At 73.2% G+C, this 15,526-nt stretch carries 16 protein-coding genes and 1 riboswitch; of the genes, 10 read left to right on the forward strand and 6 right to left on the reverse strand.

Annotation, left to right across the window (positions count from 1 at the left end):
- Window positions 1–11 precede the first annotated feature (11 nt).
- Window positions 12–1,436, forward strand: a complete 1,425-nt coding sequence (locus ACFY29_RS08280; RefSeq protein WP_386984287.1) for an acyl-CoA carboxylase subunit beta — start codon at window positions 12–14, stop codon at window positions 1,434–1,436.
- Between the two features lie 46 nt (window positions 1,437–1,482).
- Here the strand turns inward: ACFY29_RS08280 and ACFY29_RS08285 are convergent, their stop codons facing one another.
- The 3 genes from ACFY29_RS08285 to ACFY29_RS08295 all read right to left on the reverse strand — a co-directional run bounded on the left by ACFY29_RS08285 (window position 1,483) and on the right by ACFY29_RS08295 (window position 4,164).
- Window positions 1,483–1,701, reverse strand: a complete 219-nt coding sequence (locus ACFY29_RS08285; RefSeq protein WP_386984288.1) for a hypothetical protein — start codon at window positions 1,699–1,701, stop codon at window positions 1,483–1,485.
- A 123-nt stretch (window positions 1,702–1,824) separates the two neighbouring features.
- Window positions 1,825–3,567, reverse strand: a complete 1,743-nt coding sequence (locus ACFY29_RS08290; RefSeq protein ID WP_386984290.1) for a glycoside hydrolase family 3 protein — start codon at window positions 3,565–3,567, stop codon at window positions 1,825–1,827.
- Between the two features lie 105 nt (window positions 3,568–3,672).
- Complete coding sequence (locus tag ACFY29_RS08295; protein ID WP_328419084.1) at window positions 3,673–4,164, reverse strand: DUF3145 domain-containing protein; 492 nt, start codon at window positions 4,162–4,164, stop codon at window positions 3,673–3,675.
- 308 nt (window positions 4,165–4,472) lie between these two features.
- On the opposite strand from ACFY29_RS08295, the gene ACFY29_RS08300 reads away from it, so the two are divergent.
- On the forward strand, window positions 4,473–4,802 hold the full coding sequence (locus ACFY29_RS08300) for a hypothetical protein (protein ID WP_328419085.1): 330 nt from the start codon (window positions 4,473–4,475) through the stop codon (window positions 4,800–4,802).
- 87 nt (window positions 4,803–4,889) lie between these two features.
- On the opposite strand, the gene ACFY29_RS08305 is transcribed toward ACFY29_RS08300, so the two are convergent.
- Window positions 4,890–5,603, reverse strand: coding sequence for a carbonic anhydrase (locus tag ACFY29_RS08305; protein WP_328419086.1), 714 nt, complete (start codon window positions 5,601–5,603; stop codon window positions 4,890–4,892).
- A 94-nt stretch (window positions 5,604–5,697) separates the two neighbouring features.
- On the opposite strand from ACFY29_RS08305, the gene ACFY29_RS08310 reads away from it, so the two are divergent.
- From ACFY29_RS08310 to ACFY29_RS08330, 5 genes are all read left to right on the forward strand, one after another.
- Window positions 5,698–6,642, forward strand: coding sequence for an alpha/beta fold hydrolase (locus ACFY29_RS08310; RefSeq protein WP_386984293.1), 945 nt, complete (start codon window positions 5,698–5,700; stop codon window positions 6,640–6,642).
- A gap of 107 nt (window positions 6,643–6,749) precedes the next feature.
- Window positions 6,750–8,864 (forward strand): HelD family protein, encoded by a 2,115-nt coding sequence (locus ACFY29_RS08315; RefSeq protein ID WP_386984295.1) that lies wholly within the window; start codon window positions 6,750–6,752, stop codon window positions 8,862–8,864.
- Window positions 8,865–8,970: 106 nt separating this feature from the next.
- The gene (locus ACFY29_RS08320) at window positions 8,971–9,888 is read left to right on the forward strand and encodes a cation diffusion facilitator family transporter (protein ID WP_328419090.1); all 918 of its coding nucleotides are present in this window, start codon (window positions 8,971–8,973) and stop codon (window positions 9,886–9,888) included.
- Window positions 9,889–10,031: 143 nt separating this feature from the next.
- Window positions 10,032–10,163, forward strand: a riboswitch (cyclic di-AMP (ydaO/yuaA leader).
- Window positions 10,164–10,168: 5 nt separating this feature from the next.
- Window positions 10,169–11,230 (forward strand): coiled-coil domain-containing protein, encoded by a 1,062-nt coding sequence (locus ACFY29_RS08325; protein ID WP_386984297.1) that lies wholly within the window; start codon window positions 10,169–10,171, stop codon window positions 11,228–11,230.
- A gap of 118 nt (window positions 11,231–11,348) precedes the next feature.
- Window positions 11,349–11,924, forward strand: a complete 576-nt coding sequence (locus tag ACFY29_RS08330; RefSeq protein WP_386984299.1) for a hypothetical protein — start codon at window positions 11,349–11,351, stop codon at window positions 11,922–11,924.
- Between the two features lie 113 nt (window positions 11,925–12,037).
- Here ACFY29_RS08330 and ACFY29_RS08335 read toward each other — a convergent pair whose 3' ends face one another.
- Window positions 12,038–12,505: an SRPBCC family protein gene (locus ACFY29_RS08335; protein ID WP_386984301.1), complete on the reverse strand. Its 468-nt coding sequence runs from the start codon at window positions 12,503–12,505 to the stop codon at window positions 12,038–12,040.
- Between the two features lie 173 nt (window positions 12,506–12,678).
- Between ACFY29_RS08335 and ACFY29_RS08340 the strand changes: the two genes are divergently transcribed.
- Complete coding sequence (locus tag ACFY29_RS08340; protein WP_355609472.1) at window positions 12,679–13,656, forward strand: PfkB family carbohydrate kinase; 978 nt, start codon at window positions 12,679–12,681, stop codon at window positions 13,654–13,656.
- Window positions 13,653–14,480, forward strand: coding sequence for a 5'/3'-nucleotidase SurE (gene surE / locus ACFY29_RS08345; RefSeq protein ID WP_386984304.1), 828 nt, complete (start codon window positions 13,653–13,655; stop codon window positions 14,478–14,480). Before ACFY29_RS08340 ends, surE begins: the two co-directional genes overlap by 4 nt.
- Before the next feature lie 42 nt (window positions 14,481–14,522).
- On the opposite strand, the gene ACFY29_RS08350 is transcribed toward surE, so the two are convergent.
- Complete coding sequence (locus ACFY29_RS08350; protein WP_130403378.1) at window positions 14,523–14,885, reverse strand: STAS domain-containing protein; 363 nt, start codon at window positions 14,883–14,885, stop codon at window positions 14,523–14,525.
- A gap of 363 nt (window positions 14,886–15,248) precedes the next feature.
- Here ACFY29_RS08350 and ACFY29_RS08355 point away from each other — a divergent pair, with 363 nt between their 5' ends.
- Window positions 15,249–15,392 carry a hypothetical protein gene (locus ACFY29_RS08355; RefSeq protein WP_328419101.1) on the forward strand — a complete coding sequence of 48 codons (144 nt, stop codon included), beginning with the start codon at window positions 15,249–15,251 and terminating at the stop codon, window positions 15,390–15,392.
- Window positions 15,393–15,526: the final 134 nt, after the last annotated feature.

A 15,526-nucleotide genomic window follows, 5' to 3' on the forward strand; every position in this document is an offset into this window, starting at 1 on the left:
TGGAGGCTGACGTGACCACCACCGCCGTCGGTGCGGACACATCCATCGTGGACTACCGGGATCCCGAAGTCCGGCTCCGGGCCCTGTTCGACGCCGGCTCGCTGCGCCTGCTGGCATCCCGGGACAGTTCCGGGGTGCTCTGGGCGCGAGGTGAGATCGAGGGCACGCCGGCCATCGCGTACGCCACCGACGCCACCCGGATGGGCGGCGCGATGGGCACCGACGGGTGCCGGCACGTCGTCGACGCGATCGACACCGCCGTCCGGGAGCGGGTGCCGGTGCTGGGCCTCTGGCACTCCGGTGGTGCGCGGCTGGCCGAGGGCGTGGTCGCGCTCGACGCGGTGGGGCAGGTCTTCGCGGCCATGGTCCGCGCGTCGGGCCGGGTGCCGCAGATCTCCGTGGTGCTCGGGCCGGCGGCGGGTGGTGCGGCGTACGGGCCGGCGCTGACCGACATCGTGGTGATGAGCGGCGCCGGGCGGATCTTCGTGACCGGGCCCGAGGTGGTCCGCAGCGTCACCGGCGAGCAGGTCGACATGGAGCGCCTGGGCGGCCCCGAGCCGCACGGCCGGCGCTCCGGGGTGGTGCACGTGACCTGCGCCGACGACGAGGCGGCGATGACCGAGTCGCGCAAGCTCGCCGCGCTGCTCGGCCACCAGGGCCGGCTCTCCCCCGACGACGTGCCGGCCACCGACGCCGACGGGCACGACCTGGCGGCCAAGATGCCGGCCGAGACCAACCGGGCGTACGACGTCAAGCCGGTGGTCAAGGCGCTGCTCGACGCCCCTGGTGTGGAGCTGCACGCCAAGTGGGCGCCGAACGTGGTGACGACGCTGGGCCGGTTCGGCGGCCGGACGGTCGGCGTGATCGCCAACAACCCGCTGCGCCTGGGTGGTTGCCTGGACGCGTCCAGCGCGGAGAAGGCGGCCCGGTTCGTGCGGATGTGCGATGCGCTGGGCGTGCCGCTGATCGTGCTGGTCGACGTGCCCGGCTACCTGCCCGGCCTCGGCCAGGAGTGGGACGGCGTGGTCCGGCGCGGTGCGAAGCTGCTGCACGCGTTCGCCGAGGCGGTGGTGCCGCGGGTGACCCTGGTGACCCGCAAGGCGTACGGCGGCGCGTACATCGCGATGAACTCCCGCTCGCTGGGTGCCACCGCGGTCTTCGCCTGGCCGAACGCGGAGGTCGCGGTGATGGGTGCCAGCGCGGCGGTCAACATCCTGTACCGCAAGAAGCTGGCGGCCGCTCCGGCGGAGGAGCGGGAGACGCTGCGCGCGCAGCTGATCGAGGAGCAGACCCGCACGGCGGGCGGGGTCAACCGGGCGCTGGAGATCGGCGTGGTGGACGACGTGATCAAGCCGGCGGAGACCCGCCGGCGGATCGCCGAGGCGCTGGCCGCCGCTCCGGCCGCCCGCGGTGCGCACGGCAACATCCCGCTGTAGCGGTGTGCGAAAGGGCCCCTTCTTGTGAAGGGGCCCTTTCTGACGTTCAGGCCCGGTTGCGGGGGTGCTGTTTGGCGGTGCGCTCGTTGCCCCGGCGGTAGTTGCCGGTCCAGCGGGCCATCACCAGCTGCGGGTCGTCGTCCACCTCGGCGAGGAACTCCGCCGCCCGGCCGCCGCGCAGCGTGGTGGCCACCCGCCCGTGGTGCGTGATCACCACCGTGCCGTCGGGACGCTGGTCGTATCGGAAGCCCTGTGCCGTTGCCATGGCACCGAGGCTCCCAGGCCGGTGCCGTTCGGCGCGAGGCCATTTCCCCGCCCTGAGCCGCGGCCGGCTCCGACGGACCCGGCCCAGGTCGGCCGCGGCCGGCTCCGACGGGCTCGGGTCAGGTCAGGCCGCGCAGGTGGTGGCGGGCAGCCCGGGTACGGCCACCGGGGACCGGCCGCCGGGGCGGGCCTTGCCGGCCAGCACGGCGGCCAGCGCGGTCATCGACGCCCGGCTGGAGGAGTACGTGGCCAGCAGTGTCGGCGACGCCGCCGTGGCCAGGACGTACGGGGTGTCCATGGCCACGGTGACCGCGGCGTCGGCGCGCAGGTCGCCGGTGCCGTCGCCGTAGCCGACCAGGTGCACCACCGTGCCGCCGCTGGGCTTGACCTGCACCCCGGCGGCGGTCAGCGCGGCGGTGAGCGCGGCCCGGGTGCCGTCCCGGCCGCCGGACGAGGTGACGGTGACCGGTCCGCGCACCGCGCCACCGCAGGCGCCCTTTAGCACGGTGACTGCGCCAGCGGCCAGCGCGTCCGCCGCCGCGCGGTGCGCCGGGGCGTTGAGCGTGGACATCTGCGCGGGCGGGAGCGCCGCCAGCCGGAACTTCATGGTCAGCACCCGGGTGACCGCCTCGACCAGCCGGGGCCGGGCCAGCGACCCGCCGCGCAGCGCGGCGAGCAGCCCGTCGTACGCCTGACCGACGTTCGGGGTCATCAGGATCAGGTCGTTGCCGGCGTTCAGCGCCCGGACGGCGGCCTCGCCGGGTGCCCAGCGCTTCGCCGGCGGCATGTTCATGCCGTCGGTGATCACCACACCCTTGAAGCCGAGCTGACCACGCAGCACGTCGGTGAGCAGCTTGTGCGAGAAGGTCGCCGGGGTGCCCGGGTCGATGGCCCGCGCGTCCAGGTGGCCGGACATCACCGCCATCGCCCCGGCGTCGATCCCGGCGGTGAACGGCGGCCACGCGCCGCTCTGCAGCGCAGCCGCGGACTGGCTGAGCACCGGCAGGTCCTGGTGCGAGTCGTCGGCGCTGTGGCCGTGTCCCGGGAAGTGCTTCAAGGTGGCCGCGACCCCGGCCGCCTGCAGGCCACGGACTGCGCCCCCGACCTGTGCGGCGGCCTGCTTCGGGTCCGCGCCGTACGACCGGGAGCCGATCACCGCGCTGCGGGTGGCCAGCACGTCGGCCACCGGAGCGAAGTCGACGTTGATCCCCATGGCGGCCAGCTCGGTGCCGGCGGCCCGCCACGCGGCCTCGGTGAGCGCCGGGTTGCCGGCCGCCCCGGCCGCGAGGGCGCTGGGCAGCACGGTGACCCCGTCGGTGACCCGGGTGACAACGCCGTACTCCTGGTCGGTGCCGATCAGGAAGGGCGCCGGGCCGGCGGCGAGCCGGCCGGCGGCGGCGCGCAGCCCGCCGGTCAGCTCGTGCACCTGCTTCGGGTTGTCGACGTTGCTGGTCTCCTGGTTGCCCTTGGTCGGGTCGTCGGCGCTGAACCCGACCAGGATCAGCCCGCCCAGCCGGTACTTGGCGATCATCTCGGCTGGGGTGTCGACCCCGGCCAGCGCCCGGTTGCCGGCCGCCGAGCCGGGTGAGACCTTCGTCGCCGAGTCGCCGTAGGCGTACGGCATCAGCACCTGGCCGACCAGATCCTCGTCGGGCAGCGTGGCGACCAGCGCGGCGGCCCGCACGGCCGGGTCGGCCGGGTCACCGGTCGGTGTCGCGCCGGGAGCGCTCGGGCCGGCGGACGTACCGCCCGGGCCGGGCGTCGGGGCGGGACGGTCCGGCGAACCCGAGCAGCCGGAGACGAGAAGGGCGGTCAGGGCGGCGACGGCGACGCTTGCGCGGCGCGGGCGAATCGACACGTCGCCCATCCCACCAGTTCACCCTTATCGGGGCAACTTGACCTTACTGGCCAGCCGCCCCGCGTCACCGCCCCGACGACGTGCGGGCAGGTGGCCGGGTCGGGGGCTGCCGGGTCAGCCGACCCGGGTGAGCAAGGTCACCGGGGCGCCGTCGCCGGCGTACCGGTAGGGCTCCAGGTCAGCGTCCCACGCGGTGCCGAGCGCCTTGTCGAGGGCGTGCGCCAGCGCCTCCGGGGCGCGGGCGCCGGTCATCAGTGCCCGCAGCCGGTCCTCGCCGAGCTGGATGTCGCCGGCCGCACCGACGGTGGCCCGGAACAGGCCGCGTGCCGGCACGTACATAAAGCGCTCGCCGTCGGCGCCGGGACTCGGTTCCTCGGTCACCTCGAAACGGATCATGGGCCACTGCCGAAGGGCAGCAGCCAGCTCGGCGCCCGTCCCCGGACGACCGGTCCACCCGCATTCCGCCCGGCGTACGCCGGGGTCGACGGGCTGAGCCGTCCACTGCAGGTTGACCGGCGCGGCTAGGACGCGCGCGATCGCCCACTCGACGTGCGAGCACACGGCGAGCGGGGTCGAGTGGACGTATACGACGCCACGCGTTGGCACGGTGACCTCCCGGAGAGCGAGGTGCGTCTTCCCCTACGACCTCGTCCACCCAGGTGGTTGCTGCAACACATGATGACTTGTGTGACGGATGTTGCGCCAGGGAATCGGAAAAATCGCCGGTCGGAATAGCCGGACGGGTGGTCTCCGTTACCCCTCAGGACACCGCGACGACCAGCATGATGTCGTGGTCATGTACAGTTCCATCGGCGGCTTCTGCCGCGTTTCACCTTCGCGGGCCGACCCAGTGTCGCCCCGCACACAGCCCCCGGACGTCCAGTCCTCCCGTACGTCTTGCAAGGAGTACCTCCGTGGCGAGCAACACCTCTAAGACCGCGCGCGCGTCCGTCCGGGCCGGCCAGGCTGGCCAGGGTGGCGCCCTCAGCGTGCTGGGCGAGTTCAAGTACCTCATCCCGCTCAACGGCGGCAAGCACGCCTACGTGCGGAACCTGACCAACGGCAAGACCGCGCACCTGCGCACCGACTCCGACGCTTTCGTCGAGGAGATCCGTGTGCTGGCCGCCGCCGGCCACGCCGCCAAGATCCGGGCGGAGATCAACAACCTGGCCGAGACCCACCCGGGTGACGGCTGGGAGGCGACCGAGAAGCGCCTGGTCGCGGCCGGCGTCTTCGAGGGCTGAGCCCTCCCCCACCGCATCATCGGAAACCGCCCGCCGGGAGTTCCCGGCGGGCGGTTTCGCGTCCGGCCCCGCCGAGCTGACCGGGGTTCAGGCCGGGTCCAGCAGGGCGACCTCACCGGTGGCCAGGTCGTAGAGCCCGCCGACCACGGCGACCTGGCCGGCGGCGACCGGCCCCACCAGCAGGTCGTCGGCGCGCAGGGTCTGTACCGTGCGCCGGACGTGCCGGCGGATCGCCAGCGGATGCACCGCCGGATCGTTCAGCCCCGCCTCGGTCACCGCCGGGGCGATCTCGTCCACCAGGTGCGCGAGTGAGCCACCGGGACGCACCCCGCTGCGCAGCGCGTCCACCGCGGCCTCCACCGCGCCGCACCGTTCGTGGCCGAGCACCATCACCAGCGGTACGCCGAGCTGGCCGACCACGTACTCGATCGAGCCGCACACCGCGCGGTCGAGCACGTGCCCGCCGGTGCGGATCACGCAGATCGCACCGAAGGTCTGGTCGAAGATCGCCTCCAGTGGCACCCGCGAGTCGATGCAGCCGAGCACCACGGCGTACGGCTGCTGGTCGCCGGATGCGGCAGCCGCGGCGGCTGTCACGTCGTGACCGTGCACCGGCTGGCCGCTGACGAACCGCCGATTACCGGCGAGCAGCTCGGCCAGCGCGGCGCGGGGCGTACCCCCGGCCTGTCGCCCCTGTGCGGAAGGTCCGCCCAGCGGCGGGCCGGGCGTTGCCCCCGACGACCCCATGCCGTCCAGCTTGGCCCGAGCCGGGCTGCCACGGGCGCGGTCGGGAATGTTCACACGGACGCGATTGACGTGGTGCGATGGCGGGTAGCCGGTGTTACCGCCGGGTATCCCGGTGCTCGTGGTACCGGACGGCCCTGGGGAGGTGGCGATGCCGGAGCGGTTCGAGGTCGGTCTGCCTGATGAGGTGCGGCTCCACGTCGAGGCGACGGGGCCGACGGATGCCCAGGTCACCGCCATTCTGCTGCACGGTTGGACACTGGACGGGCGCAGCTGGCACCGCCAGGTCGACGCGCTCACCGAGCCGGCCGGCGGCGCGGTGCGGGTGATCACCTATGACGCGCGGGGGCACGGCCGGTCCAGCTGCATGGCGCTGCCCACGGCCACCCTTGCCCAGCTCGGCGACGACCTGGCCGCGGTGATCGACGCGGTGGCGCCGGTCGGGCGGGTCGTCCTGGTCGGGCACTCGATGGGCGGCATGACGATCATGGAGTACGCACACCGCCACCCCGCGCACTTCGCGGCCCGCACCGCCGGCCTGGTCTTTGTCTCGACCACCGCCGAGGGGCACACGCACACCGTCTACGGGCTCTCGCCGCGGATCGCCCGGCTGATCCGGCTGGCCGAGACGACCGGCGCCGGAGTGCTGGCCCGGTGCGGCTCGTGGCGACCGCCCCGGGCGCTGCTACGCGCTCTGCAACCGAGCATCCGGTGGATGCTCTTCGGCGACCGCTGCGAGCCGGCCGACATCCGGTTGGTGACCTCGGCGGTGGCCCGCGCCTCGCTGCGCTCGATCGGCGGGTTCCGCGCCTCGATCGGCACCCAGCACCGGCTGGACACCCTCGCCGCGCTCGCCCACCTGCCGGCGGCCGCCCTGGTCGGCGACCGGGACCGGCTGACCCCACCGCCGTGCGCCGAGTCGATCGCCGAGGTCCTGCCGGCCACCGAGTTGACCGTCTGCCCGGGTGCCGGGCACATGCTGATGATGGAACGTCCGGACGAGGTGAACGCAGCGCTGACCGGCGTCCTGCGCCAGGTGCTCGCCGAGCCGTCGCCACCCGCGAGCGACGCGAGCGTCATCGGGGCGGGTGCCTGACCACGTTCCCGCACCTCGGGCGCGGCGGGCCTGGCCGAGGGCCGTACCCTTCTGCGGTTGGCCCGCGCGGTTCGCGCCGCTTGCCGGCGACATCGAAGGAGCGTGCGTTGACCGACCAGACCACCCTGGAGCAGGAGATCGCCGTCGAGCAACGGCACCTCGACCGGGTGTACGCCCGACTGGCCGAGTTACGGCAATCGGCGGTCCGCGCCGAGCGGGACGGCTACCGGATGGCCCGGGTGGGCACGTTCGGCGCGCTGGTCGAGCGCGACGCGATGGTCTTCCACGCCGCGCAGCGGCGGCACACCCTGGACGCCGAGCACGAGGGGCTGGTCTTCGGCCGGCTGGACCTGCGGGACCGACAGGTGCTGCACGTCGGGCGGCTCGGCATCCGCGACGAGGACGCCACCACGCTGGTCGTCGACTGGCGGGCGCCGGCCGCCGCCGCCTTCTACCAGGCCACCCCGGCCCAGCCGCAGGGCGTGGTGCGCCGCCGCACGATCCAGTCCCGCAACGAGCGGGTCACCCGGATCGAGGACGACCTGCTGGACCCGACCGCCGCCCCGGAGGGGATGACGGTGGTGGGCGACGGCGCGCTGCTGGCCACCCTGTCCCGGGCCACCGGCCGGGGCATGCGCGACATCGTGGCGACCATCCAGCAGGAGCAGGACGAGGCGATCCGTTCGCCCAGCTCCGGGGTGACGATCGTCGCCGGCGGCCCAGGCACCGGCAAGACGGCGGTGGCCCTGCACCGGGCCGCGTACCTGCTCTACTCCGACCGCAGCCGGTACGCCGGCGGCGGCATCCTGGTGGTCGGCCCGTCCTCGGTCTTCGTCGAGTACATCGCCTCGGTGCTGCCCTCGCTCGGTGAGGACACCGCGACCCTGCACTCGCTGGGCACCCTCTTCCCGGGGATGACCGCCACCCGCACCGACCCGCCCGAGGTGGCCTCGGTGAAGGGCTCGTTGCGGATGCGCCGGGTGCTGGAGCGGGCGGTCCGGGACGCGGTGCCGGGCGGTCCGGGCGAGCTGCGGCTGCTCTACCGGGGCGGACTGCTGCGGCTGGACCGGGCCGAGCTGGACGGGATCCGGGACCGCGTGCTGCACCGGGGCGCCCGGCGCAACGAGGTACGCCGGGCCGGTTTCGACGGGGTCTTCGCCGCGCTCTGGGCGCAGGCCCGGCGGATGAACCTCCGACTGCCGGAGCAGCCGGCGTTCGAGGCGGAGATCGCCGAGCGGCCGGAGTTCCGGGAGTTCCTCAAGGCGTGGTGGCCGCGGCTGCACCCCCGGCACGTACTCGGCTGGCTGGCCCGGCCGGACCGGCTCCACCGGTACGCCGGCGGGATCCTCTCCACGGCGGAGATCCGGCTGCTCAGCGCCGCGTACCAGAGCCTGGACGACGCCGGGCTGACCATCGCCGACGTGGCGCTGCTGGACGAGTTGGACGCGTTGCTCGGCAAGCCGGCACAGCCGGCCCGGGCGCGGCGCGACCCGTTCCAGCTCGCTGGCGGGGTTCGCGAGCTGAGCACCTTCGCCGACCGGCAGCGGGCCGCCCGGGCGTCGGCCCGGGAGCGTCCGGCGGACTATCGGGAGTACGCGCACGTGGTGGTGGACGAGGCACAGGATGTCTCGCCGATGCAGTGGCGCATGATCGGCCGGCGCGGCCGGTTGGCCTCCTGGACCGTGGTGGGCGATCCGGCGCAGACCGCGTGGACCGGCGACCCGGAGGAGCTGGACCGGGCCCGTGACCACGCGTTGGGCCGGCGCAAGCGGCACGATTTCACGCTGACCACCAACTACCGCAACTCGTCGGAGATCTTCGCGGTGGCAGCGGCGGAGATCCGCCGGCTCTACCCCGACCTGCTGCTGCCGACAGCCGTCCGCTCCACCGGGGTCGATCCGGTCGAGCTGGTGGTGCCCCCCACCGCGCTGGAGACCGCGATCGTGGAGGCGGCCACCGGCCTGCTGGCCGAGGTCGAGGGCACGGTCGGGGTGATCACGCCGGTCCCCCGCCGCGACGAGGTCGCCGGTTGGCTCGGCGTGCTCGGCGCGCCGCGGCTGCAGGTGGTGACCAGCCTGGAGGCCAAGGGCATGGAGTACGACGGGGTGGTGCTGGTCGCCCCGAGCGAGATCCGGGCGGATCCGGGCGCGGGCGTGCGCACCCTCTACGTCGCGCTCTCCCGGGCCACTCAGCGGCTCACCACCATCGACCCGATCGGCTGACCTGCGGCGGTAGCCCCCACCGGGCGACCGTCGGCCTTACACTTGCATACATAGCGATGTGCGCATACATTTGACCAAATCCGGACCGACGGCGGAGGGTGGTTTCGTGGGCGCAGGTCATGACCACCACCATGCGTCGGTCGCCAACGCCGCGCACCAGCACCGGGGCCGACTCTGGACGGCGTTCGGGCTGCTCGCCGCCCTGATGGTGGTCGAAGCGGTGGCCGCCTTCCACACCGGCTCACTGGCCCTGCTCTCCGACGCCGGGCACATGTTCACCGACGTGCTCGGCATCGGGATGGCGCTCGCCGCGATCACCGCCACCCAGCGGACCACGGGCGACCCGCAGCGCACCTTCGGGCTCTACCGGCTCGAGGTGCTCGCCGCACTGGCCAACGCCGTGCTGCTCTCCGGCGTGGCGGTCTACGTGGTGATCGAGGCGATCGGCCGGTTCGGCGACCCGCACGAGGTGCTGGCCGGCCCGATGCTCGCGGTGGCCACGCTCGGCCTGCTCGCCAACCTGGCCGCCTTCGCCCTGCTCCGCTCAGGTGCCCGGGAGAGCATCAACCTCCAGGGCGCCTACTTGGAGGTGCTCGGCGACCTGCTCGGCTCGCTCGGCGTGATCGGCGCGGCGCTGCTCATCCAGGTCACGGACTGGTGGTGGGCCGACCCGCTCGTCGCGGTCGCCATCGGCGTGTTCATCCTGCCGCGCACCTGGCGGCTGGGGCGGGCCGCGGTCCGCATCCTGGTGCAGGCCGCCCCGGAACACCTCCAGGTGACCGCCGTACACGACCGGCTGGCCGCGGTGCCCGGCGTGGTCGAGGTGCACGACCTGCACGTCTGGACGCTCACCTCGGGCATGGAGGTGGCCTCCGCACACCTGACGATGGCGCCCGACGCGGAGGTCGGCGCGGTGCTCACCGCGGCGCGTACCGCCCTGCATGAGGATTTCCGGATCGAGCACGCGACGTTGCAGATCGAGCCCGGCGCCGCCCCCGGGGCCTGCGGTTCGATCCGGTGGTAACGCCTTTTTCTGGAGCTTTCCTCAACTTCGCCCGAATTTATCGTGACGACGCACGCACCGTCCGTCACATCGGCTGCATCAGTCCCACCGGCCCCGGTAGGCTCGGTCCCGGCCTCCACCCGGCGGCGCCCTAACGGCGCCGGTGGCGGCCGCCGCCTAATCGCCCGAGCGGGCGAACCGGGGAACCATGTTCCTGGGGTGCATCCGCGTCAGCGGTAGGGATCTTCCGTCCCGAACCCGTCAGCTAACCCGGTCGGCGGCTGACGGAAGGACATGCGTAGTGGCACCAGCACGACCGCCCGCCGCCCGACTGGCGGCCCTGATCGTCGCGATGCTCGCCCTCGGCGTCGCACTCCCGGCCGGCGCCGCCTCGGCCGCTCCCCAGACCGCCCTGCGGGCCGCCGCAGCACCCGACGGCGACGAGGAGGGTGGCACCCCGGCGCTGCGGGCCCAACTGGAGGCGGCCAGCAAGGGCTACCTGGACGCGAAGCGCGCCCTGGACACCTCCGTCCAGCGGCAGCAGCAGCTCACCACCCAACTGAAGACCACCGAGACCGAGCTGACCGAACGCAGCGGCAAGGTCGGCGAGATCGCCGGGGTGGCCTACCGCACCGGCCGGCTCGGCACGATGTCGGCGTTGCTCAACAGCAACACCCCGGAGGGCTTCATGGACCGGGCCGCCGCGCTGGACGCGGTCGCCGCCAACGAGGACCGGGTGCTGCGCGAACTGCTCGCCACCAAGGACGAGGCCAACCGCACCCGGGTGGCCCTGGACGGCGAGATCCGCGAACAGCGCAAGCAGGTCACCGTGATGGCCAAGCGCAAGGACCAGGCCGAACGGGCCCTGAAAGTGGCTACCACCAACCAGACCACGGCCGACAGCGGCTCCAACCGGGGCACCTCCGCCGCCAACGCCCAGGCCGCGCCGCGCAACTCCGACGGCTCCTGGCCGTCCGAGTCGTGCAGCGTCAACGACCCCACCCCGGCCACCGGCTGCATCACCCCGCGCACCCTGCACGCGCTCAACCAGGCCAAGGCCGCCGGCTTCACCCGGTACGTGTCCTGCCACCGCTCCGGCGGCTCCGGTGAACACCCGAAGGGCCGGGCCTGCGACTTCGCCGCGCAGACGAACGGCTTCGGCGGGGACGCCACCGGCGGCGACAAGACGTACGGCAACAACCTGGCCGCCTACTTCATCCGCAACGCCGACCGGCTCGCCGTGCTGTACGTGATCTGGTACCGGCAGATCTGGCTGCCCAGCAGCGGGTGGAAGTCGTACAGCGGGGCGGGTGGCGACCCGTCCAGCGACCACACCAACCACGTACACCTGTCGGTGTACTGACCCGACCCGGCCGGCGCCCCGCTGAGCGGGGCGCCGGCCGGAGTACGTCAGCGGGCGTACCCCGGATGTCGCCGGCGGTCGGACGACCCCGGCCGGGTCCGGCGGCAGCATCGCTCGTATGCGTCGACTACCGCCCAGCGCTCGCAAGGCGCTGCTCACCCTGCACCTGGTCACGTCGCTCGGCTGGCTCGGCACCGACCTGGTGCTGCTCACCCTCGGCGTCGCGGCGCTGCGCGGTGCCGACCCGGCCGTCGTCTACCCGGCCGCCGCGTTGGTCGGCACCGTGCTGTTCGCTCCGCTGAGCGTGCTGGTCTGGCTGGTCGGCGTGGCCAGCGCAGTGCTCACCCCGTGGGGCCTGCTGCGCTACCGCTGGGTCCTGACCAAGCTGGTGATCACCACGGTGATGGTCGGCCTGGTGCTGTTCCTGCTCACCCCGAACCTGCGGCACGCCGGTGCGCTGGGCGTCGCCCTGCCCGCCCGGGACCGCGCCGACCTGGTGATCGCACCTGCGGTGTCGACCAGCCTGATGATCATTGCGACGGTGCTCTCCACGTACAAGCCGTGGGGGCGACGACCGGTCGCGCGGCCCACCGCCGCCGGCCGGACCGGCCGTGATCGGCAGGGCGCCGGGCCCGGCGCATGGCCCACCATCGCGGGCCAGGCCGCCCATGATCGCGCTACAACCAGGATGTAGTGGCCTCCGAACCGAAACAGGCCACTACATCCAGGATCGAGCGCGATCATGGCGCGGGCGCGGAACGCGGTGTGAGCGGGGGCGCGGGGTGAGCGTGCAGCGCGGGCGTTGGGTCAGGTGGGGGGTGGGGGGTTGTCGAGGCGGTCCAGGGCCGCGCCGAGGCGGGTGGCCAGGGCCAGGTGGGCCGCGCGGGCCTGGCGGAACGCGTACCGAAACAACGGAGCTGGTGCGGTCAGGGTGATCTCGACATCGATCCGGACCAGGCCGTCCGGCTCGGCACGCAGCCGGGTGTGGTTGTGCACCGTGGTGGCCGGCCACTGGCGGGCCACCGTGACGATCTCGTCGTCCTCGCTGATCAGCACGTCTGCCTGGTAGGTGGTGCGAAAGCGCAGCGGGCCGGCTACCAGTCGGTCGCTGATCGCGTAGCTGGCCCGGGCACCGTGCCGTGGTGGCAGCCTGCGGACCCGGACGATCAGCGGGTGCAGCTCGCCCTGCCGGGTCAGGTCGCTGAGCAACGCCGCCGCGTCAGAGGTTGAGGAGCGGGCCTGAACGGTGTAGCTGAAGGTATCGCTCCTGAGCACACCGTCTCCTGCCGTCGATGGTCGCCCGATCGTCCCGTACCCCGGTCGGGCTGGCAACGCCCGGAGGGACACCGGCCGATGCGATGCCGTTCGGGGCTTCCGTCGCACTAGGGTCGGTTAGCGAGTAATCACCGGCCGTGACGAGGGGCGGAAATCATGAACGGCTACGACCGGTGAGCGGACACGTGATGGTCTTCGCGCCCACGCCGCAGCTGACGGTGACCGTCGACCAGCCGAGCGACCATCCCGAGCTGCACCTGCATCCCGGCGGGCAGGGCGTCTGGCAGGCCCGCATGGTGATGTCGCTCGGGGTCGACGTGGTGCTCTGCGCCGCGCTCGGCGGCGAGATCGGCCAGGTGTTGGAGCCACTGCTGGTCAGCGAGGGGGTGGACCTCAAGGTGGTGGTCCGCGACTCCGGCAGCGGTGGGTACGTGCACGACCGTCGGGACGGGTCCCGGCAGGAGATCGTCGACGTGCCCGGGCAGCCCCTGAGCCGGCACGAGCTCGACGAGCTGTACAACCTTGCCCTCGGCGAGGGCCTGCGGGCGTCGGTGAGCGTGCTCAGTGGCCCCAACGAGCCGTGGCTCGTCCCGGCCGACCTGTACCGGCGCTTCGCCGCCGACCTCGGCGCCAACGGCGGCCGGGTGGTGGTCGACCTCTCCGGCGATCACCTCGGCGCGGTGCTGGACAGCGGGGTGTTCTTCCTCAAGGTGAGCCACGAGGAGCTGATCCGCGACGGCCGCGCCCGCAACGAGGACCGTACGGAGTTGAGCCGGGTGATGTACGACCTGCACGCCTCCGGCGCCGAGACGGTGGTGGTGAGCCGGGCCGACGAGCCGGCGCTGGCGCTCATCGACGGGGAGCTGTTCGAGGTGGAGATGCCCCGGCTGGAGGCCGCCGACCCGCGTGGAGCGGGCGACTCGATGACCGCCGGGGTGGCCGCCGTGGTGGCCGGCGGCGGAGACATCCGGACCGCCATCCGCACCGGCGCTGCCGCTGGCGCGCTGAACGTGACCCGGCACGGCCTGGGCACCGGGCGGTTGGACTCGATCACGGGCCTGGTGGAGCGGGTGCGGCTGGTTCCAGCGGACAGCCGTCAGCAGGAGCGGACCACCCCCGACGAGTTGGCCGACCGGGCGGTCGAGCGATGACGCTGCGGGTGCTGGTCACCAACGACGACGGGATCGCCGCACCGGGCATCCAGGCGCTGGCCTGGGCGGCTGCGCAGCGGGGCCTGGACGTGGTGGTGGCGGCGCCGCTGGAGGAGGCGAGTGGCACCAGCGCCGCGATGAGCGCCATGGAGCAGGACGGTCGGGTGGTGGTGCACGACCACCCGCTGCCGGAGCTGGCAGGTGTGCCCGCGTACGGGGTCGGCGGCTCCCCAGGCTTCATCACGCTGATCGCGCTGCACGGCGCGTTCGGCCCGCCGCCGTCGGTGGTGCTCTCGGGCATCAACCGGGGCGCCAACGCCGGCCGCGCCGTGCTGCACTCCGGCACGGTGGGTGCCGCCTTCACCGCCGCCACGAACGGCTGCCGGGCGATGGCGGTCTCGCTGGACGTGCTCTCCGCGGGCGAAGCGACGGCCGCCAGCGGTGGTGCCGCCGTGGACGCAGCCGCCCTGGTACGCGACGCCGAGCGGCACTGGAGCACCGCCGCGCGGGTCGCCCTGGACCTGCTCCCCCGGCTGACCGCCGCGCCGCTGGAGAGCGTGCTCAACGTCAACACCCCGGACCTGCCGCACGGGCGGCTGCGCGGGGTGCGCCGGGGCACGCTGGCCAGTTTCGGTCAGGTGCAGATGACGGTGGCCGAAGCCGGGCACGGCTTCGTCCGCACCTCGCTGGAGGAGCCGGGGCAGGCCGCACAGCCCGGCACGGATGTGGCGCTGCTGGCCGCCGGGTACGCCTCGGTGACGGCCATCCGGGCGGTCACCGAGATGACCGACGTCGACCTGACCGGTCTGGAGGAACAGCCCTGACTCGGGCGATGCCCCGGAGCTCGGGCGCCGGGAGCGGCGCTCTCACGCGCCGGGGAGCACCTCGGGAGTGGCGGCGCCAGCGAAGTAGGGCTCCGGGGCGCCGAAGAGACCGAGCAGGCCGGTAACCCAGAGCTGCCGGTGCACGAACCGGCTCGGCTCGGTGACCACCAGCTTGACGCCGCTGACCTCGGCGGTCTGGAAGCCGGCGACCATCGCGCTGATGCCGACCGAGTCGATGAACGTAACCAGCCTCATGTTCAGCTCGATGCGGAGAGGGCGACCCTTGGCCAGCACCTCGGCGATCGCCTCGCGCACCTCGTACGCGGTATCGACGTCGATCTCGCCCCGCGGGGCGATCTCCACGACACCACCGGACAGAACCGACTTCACGATCGACAGGCTCACGAGCACCTCCACCCGCCCGTCCCCCGGGCGCCTCATCAGTACGCGGGCCGCGACCGAGAGTATTCCTCCGACGGCCTCGGTCGCCACCCCTCGGGATGAGCAATTCGCGGATTCGAGCACATGAAGTCGCTCATCTCCACAATTTTTCGTTATCTGATCACTCGACGACCGGTCGGAGCCGACGCGTCGCCGGACCAGGGTAGCGGTCCCGGCCCGACACAGCCGACAACCGGCCTGCCGGCCGTGCCGGCCCCGTGTGACACCGGCGTGTCGTGCCTCGTCCATGCGACTCGGATCCGCCCTACGGTTGCCGATGCCACCTAGCATCGATCCGGACACCCGTCGCGACGGAGAGGATCATCGATGATCAAGAGACTGGCTGGGCTGGCCGGCGTCGGCGTCCTGCTCGCCCTCGTACTGGCCTGCGGTTTCGGTGGCGGAGGCGATGATGACGACGACGATGACGATGACTTCGCCCGAGGCGTCGCCGTGGTGGTGCTGCACTGAGGCGGCCAGTGAGCTGTGCCGGCGGGTTTGCGCCCAGCCGGCACGGGGCACTGCCGGGTGAGCGAGCCGTGATGCGCTGGACAGACGCCGAAGTCCCACCTGGCCGGCGGCTCCGGCACCCGAGGAGGTAACCA

The sequence above is a fragment of the Micromonospora sp. NPDC000668 genome, from assembly GCF_042897975.1.
Lineage (GTDB): Bacteria > Actinomycetota > Actinomycetes > Mycobacteriales > Micromonosporaceae > Micromonospora.

What these genes read in the sequence shown, in the direction of transcription:
- ACFY29_RS08285 (WP_386984288.1), bottom strand. Translation starts at nt 1,701, where the DNA reads ATGGCAACGGCACAGGGCTTCCGATACGACCAGCGTCCCGACGGCACG.
- ACFY29_RS08310 (WP_386984293.1), top strand. Translation starts at nt 5,698, where the DNA reads ATGCCGGAGCGGTTCGAGGTCGGTCTGCCTGATGAGGTGCGGCTCCAC.
- ACFY29_RS08355 (WP_328419101.1), top strand. Translation starts at nt 15,249, where the DNA reads ATGATCAAGAGACTGGCTGGGCTGGCCGGCGTCGGCGTCCTGCTCGCC.
- ACFY29_RS08330 (WP_386984299.1), top strand. Translation starts at nt 11,349, where the DNA reads ATGCGTCGACTACCGCCCAGCGCTCGCAAGGCGCTGCTCACCCTGCAC.
- ACFY29_RS08290 (WP_386984290.1), bottom strand. Translation starts at nt 3,567, where the DNA reads ATGGGCGACGTGTCGATTCGCCCGCGCCGCGCAAGCGTCGCCGTCGCC.
- surE (WP_386984304.1), top strand. Translation starts at nt 13,653, where the DNA reads ATGACGCTGCGGGTGCTGGTCACCAACGACGACGGGATCGCCGCACCG.